This is a genomic window from Lutibacter sp., assembly GCF_040883305.1.
Lineage (GTDB): Bacteria > Bacteroidota > Bacteroidia > Flavobacteriales > Flavobacteriaceae > Lutibacter.
Map to the genome: position 1 here is coordinate 1 of NZ_JBFLKT010000240.1, position 4,617 is coordinate 4,617.

Sequence of the window (4,617 nt, forward strand, 5' to 3'; positions counted from 1 at the left end):
ATATTTATTTTAGGATTAATTGCTGCAGCATACTCTAGTGCAGACAGCGCATTAACCTCACTAACAACATCTTACTGTATAGATTTTTTAGATATTGAAAACAAAGAACCTTCTAAACAAAAATCCATTAGAAAGAAAACTCATATAGGAGTTTCGGTATTGTTGGTGTTTGTAATTGTAATATTTAGATATGTTTTAGAAGACAATGTTATAAGCAGTTTATTGCAAGTTGCATCTTACACCTACGGACCATTATTAGGCTTGTTTGCTTTTGGAATATTTACAAAAATAAACATAAAAGATAAGTATGTCTGGATTGTTGCTGTGCTATCTGTTTTAGCAACGTATTTTATAAATGCGCATTCTGAAACAGTTTTAAATGGCTATGTATTTGGTTATGAACTGTTAATTGTAAATGGATTCATTACATTTTTAGGACTATTGTTATTAAAAAAAACGAATTCGTAAATACTCGTAAAAAGAATTCAAAACTATAAAAGATTTTTTAATTTTACCCAATGGAAAGCGATTTAAGTAATTATCGAAGAAATTATCAAAAAATTGAACTTTCAATGAAAGATATTTCTGAAAACCCAATGGAACTATTTCAAAAATGGTTTTTTGAAGTTGAAGAGTTTGGTGGAGATTCAGAAACAAATGCAATGACAATTGCAACTATTGGAGCCGATGGTTTTCCTAAAAGCAGGGCTGTTTTACTTAAAAAATATACTTGGGAAGGGTTTATTTTTTATACAAATTACAATAGCGAAAAAGGAAAAGCTATAGAAAACAACCCAAATGTATGTTTGTCCTTTTTATGGCATAATATTGAGCGGCAGATTATTATAAAAGGAGTTGCTGAAAAAATTTCAGAAAATATGTCTGACGGATATTTTGAATCCAGACCAGATGGAAGCAAACTTGGTGCCTGGGCTTCAGACCAAAGCGAACCTGTGCCTTCTCGTAAATATTTAGATGACAGATTAGCCACTTTTGAAAAACAATTTGAAAATAAAGAAATTACTAGACCAAAAAATTGGGGTGGTTTTATTGTAAAACCGATAAGCATAGAATTTTGGCAAGGCAGGCCAAACAGAATGCACGATAGAATAAGATATACATTACAGGAAAATTATGACTGGGAAATTGAACGATTAGCTCCATAATTTTTCTATATTTGAAATTCAACTAACACACATGAGAATACTACATGAAGACACTTTATATAGTTAGACACGCAAAATCTTCCTGGGAATACGAGGGTATTAAAGATATAGACCGTCCATTAAAAAAAAGAGGCATTAATGATGCGTATCTAGTTTCAAATGTGTTGCATAAAAAAATTGCAACTCCAGATGTTTTTATTTCTAGCTGTGCAAACAGAGCATTGCATACTGGATTGATATTCAGTTACACTTTTAATTACCCATTGGCCAATATAAAAATTAGCAAATCGCTCTACAATTTTAGCGATGGATATTTAATTAAAACGGTAAAAGCATTGGATGATGGTTTTGATTCTGCAATTATATTTAGCCACGACCATGGTATTAGCGATTTTGTAAATAAATTTGGAAGTATTCAAGTTGACCATGTACCAACCTGTGGTGTAATTGGAATTAAATTTGACACAAATCATTGGAAAGACATAAAAAACGGAAAGACATTTTTAACTGAATTTCCTAAGAATTATAAATAGTATTATTTTGAAAATAGAAAAACTTGCTGGAATAGATATTGGTTCCAATGCCATTAGATTATTAGTTGCAAACGTAATTACAGAAAAAAATAATGAGCATCCTAGTTTTAAAAAATCTGCATTGGTTCGAGTTCCTATTCGTTTGGGTGCTGATACTTTTTTAAAAGGAAGTATTTCTGAAGAAAATAAAAATAGATTGATAAAAGCTTTAGAAGCTTTTAAATTATTAATGGAAGTTCATGGAGTTCAAAACTATTATGCCTGTGCAACCTCTGCAATGCGTGAAGCAAAAAATGGAAAAGAAGTTGTTCAAGAAATTTTTGAAAAAACTAACGTAAAAATTAATTTAATTGATGGTAAAAAAGAAGCTGCAATTATTTTTTCAACAGATTTAACCAATATTATAGAAAACGACAAATCTTATGTTTATGTAGATGTTGGTGGAGGAAGTACTGAAATAACTATATTTTCAAATGGAAAAATCATCAATTCAAAATCTTTTAAAATAGGTACAGTACGTTTGCTTAACAAGCAAAAATCCTTTAAAGAAGTTTGGGAACATATGGAGGTTTGGATAAAAGCAAATACGCAAAAACTGCACAAACCCATTCTAATTGGTTCTGGAGGAAATATTAATAAAATATTTAAACTTTCTGGAAAACCAATAGGAAAACCACTTTCGTTAATTTATATGAAAGCCCAATATCATTTTCTTAAAAAAATGTCTTTTGAAGAGCGAATTACCGAATTAGATCTAAACCCAGATAGAGCAGATGTTATAATTCCTGCAACAAAAATTTACCTTTCTGCAATGAAGTGGAGCAGTGCAAAAAAAATCTACGTTCCAAAAATTGGACTGGCAGATGGTATTGTTAAAAGCCTCTATTTCAAAAATATATAATTTTTTTTTTAAGAATTTTAAGGAAAAGTGTGACTTATTCATTTGTTGAGTGTCATAACTTATACTATTTAGAAAATCTAAATGATATTTACCTTAATTTAATATGCTAAAAAAAAATGAAAAAACTATTATTATCTATTACTTTATTAGTTTTTGGTGTTAGTGCTTATTCGCAAGATCTACCAACCAACCCAGAACCTGGAAAATGCTATGTACGTTGTAAAACTCCAGACGTATGGAAAAACCAAGATGTTACTGTTGAAACAAAAGCAGCTTACAAAAAAATCACTACTACACCTGCAACCTATAAAACAGTTACAGAAAGAGTACTTGTTAAAGAAGCTAGTCAACGTTTAGAGGTTGTACCTGCTGTTTACGAAACTAGAGACGTTGTAGTTGTAGTTAAAGAAGCTAGTTACCGATTAGAAGCAATCCCAGGATCTTTTGGGTCGGAAACATTAACATATACTGCAAAAGAAGATGGATCTAAATTAAGTGTTACTCCAGCAACTTTTAAATCAGATTCTGAAACAATTGAAATTAAACCTGCAACTGCAGTTTGGCAAATGAGCGATGTTGCTCCAGATTGCGAATCTAGTGACCCTAATGATTGTAGATACTGGTGTTACAAACCAATTCCTGCCGAATATGTTTCTGTACCTCTTACTAAACTGGATACAGATGCTCGTACTCAAAGAACTACAGTTCCTGGATTTAACAAAACCTACAAAAAAACTGTTGTTGCTCAGCAACCTACAACTAGAAAAATTGAAATTCCAGAAGTAACTAAAGTTGTTAAAAAAACAGTAATGGTAACTCCTCCAACTACAAGAACTATCGATATTCCAGCTGAATACGCTACAATTTCTAAAGTTGTTTTAGTAAGCGATGCTACTGAACGAGCTGTAACTGTTCCTGCTGAATATAAAACTATTACTAAGGAGGTTTTAGTTAAAAAAGGTGGTCTAACATCTTGGGAAGAAGTTGATTGTAAATTAACTGAAAATAGTATTTTACCAATTAACTGGAATCTAGGAAGTGCAACGTTAACAAACGAAGCTAAAAGAATAATTGACACACGTTTGTTACCTGTATTGAGAACTGGTGTTGCAATAGCGCTTGAATCTCATACAGATGCCAGAGGTACAAAAGAAAGTAACCAAGACTTATCTGAAAGAAGAGCAATGGCTGTTTCTAATTACTTAATTTCTAAAGGAATTAATTCTAGTCAATTAACTGCTAATGGATTTGGTGAAACAAAATTAACAAACAGATGTGCTGATGGTGTTTCTTGTACTGAAAGAGAGCACAGAGCTAACAGAAGAACTACATTTAGAGTAATAAATCAATAATACTACTTTTAAATACTATAAAAAAAATCCGCTTTAAAGCGGATTTTTTTATTCATTATCTTTAAGAATGTCATCAAAAAATTTATAATGATAACTTGTATCTCGCATTAAATTATAGCCTTTCATTTTACCTAATGCTTTTCCTTTTTCATTAACAATTACAATTGTTGGGTAAGAACTAACATTATACTTATTTTTTAATTTATAATTGTCACTTCTTTGAGAATTGGTAACCAAATCCTTATTTCTAGGAAAATCTGCTTCATATAAAATAAAATCGTTTTGAACTTCCTCTTTAAACTTATCCGATTCAAAAACATCTGAAACCAACATTTTACAAGGTCCACACCAATCTGATCCTGTGAAAAAGATTAATAGTGGTTTATCCGCAGATTTTGTAAGCTTCTCCGCTTTTGAAAAATCTTGCTGCCAAATATTAGCTGAATTATGATTTATTGCAACACTTTCTTGAGCATAACCAATTGTTAAATAAGTTATAACGATTAAAAAACTAAAAATTAATTTATTCATAAATTGATATTTAAATGCTAAACTACTAAAATAATGCCAAATTATAATTTTACAAATTCTTCAACCAATTTACCTACTATTTTTTCTGATATTTTAGCTACTTCTTGAACCTCTTCGTGAGAAACTGCTTCAAC

Annotated in this window: 5 protein-coding genes and 1 pseudogene; 5 read left to right on the top strand and 1 reads right to left on the bottom strand. The window is 30.6% G+C overall.

Annotated elements, in window-relative coordinates; genetic code table 11:
- From AB1Z17_RS07565 to AB1Z17_RS07585, 5 genes and pseudogenes are all read left to right on the top strand, one after another.
- Positions 1 to 468, top strand: a pseudogene (locus AB1Z17_RS07565) (sodium:solute symporter); the annotation flags it as partial.
- Positions 469 to 518: 50 nt separating this feature from the next.
- Positions 519 to 1,166 carry a pyridoxamine 5'-phosphate oxidase gene (pdxH, locus tag AB1Z17_RS07570; RefSeq protein ID WP_368051194.1) on the top strand — a complete coding sequence of 216 codons (648 nt, stop codon included), beginning with the start codon at positions 519 to 521 and terminating at the stop codon, positions 1,164 to 1,166.
- A gap of 44 nt (positions 1,167 to 1,210) precedes the next feature.
- Complete coding sequence (locus AB1Z17_RS07575) at positions 1,211 to 1,699, top strand: histidine phosphatase family protein (RefSeq protein ID WP_368051195.1); 489 nt, start codon at positions 1,211 to 1,213, stop codon at positions 1,697 to 1,699.
- Between the two features lie 4 nt (positions 1,700 to 1,703).
- Complete coding sequence (locus tag AB1Z17_RS07580) at positions 1,704 to 2,600, top strand: Ppx/GppA phosphatase family protein (protein ID WP_368051198.1); 897 nt, start codon at positions 1,704 to 1,706, stop codon at positions 2,598 to 2,600.
- A 116-nt stretch (positions 2,601 to 2,716) separates the two neighbouring features.
- On the top strand, positions 2,717 to 3,952 hold the full coding sequence (locus tag AB1Z17_RS07585) for an OmpA family protein (RefSeq protein ID WP_368051196.1): 1,236 nt from the start codon (positions 2,717 to 2,719) through the stop codon (positions 3,950 to 3,952).
- Positions 3,953 to 4,000: 48 nt separating this feature from the next.
- Here the strand turns inward: AB1Z17_RS07585 and AB1Z17_RS07590 are convergent, their stop codons facing one another.
- Positions 4,001 to 4,483: a thioredoxin family protein gene (locus tag AB1Z17_RS07590; RefSeq protein WP_368051197.1), complete on the bottom strand. Its 483-nt coding sequence runs from the start codon at positions 4,481 to 4,483 to the stop codon at positions 4,001 to 4,003.
- Positions 4,484 to 4,617 lie beyond the last annotated feature (134 nt).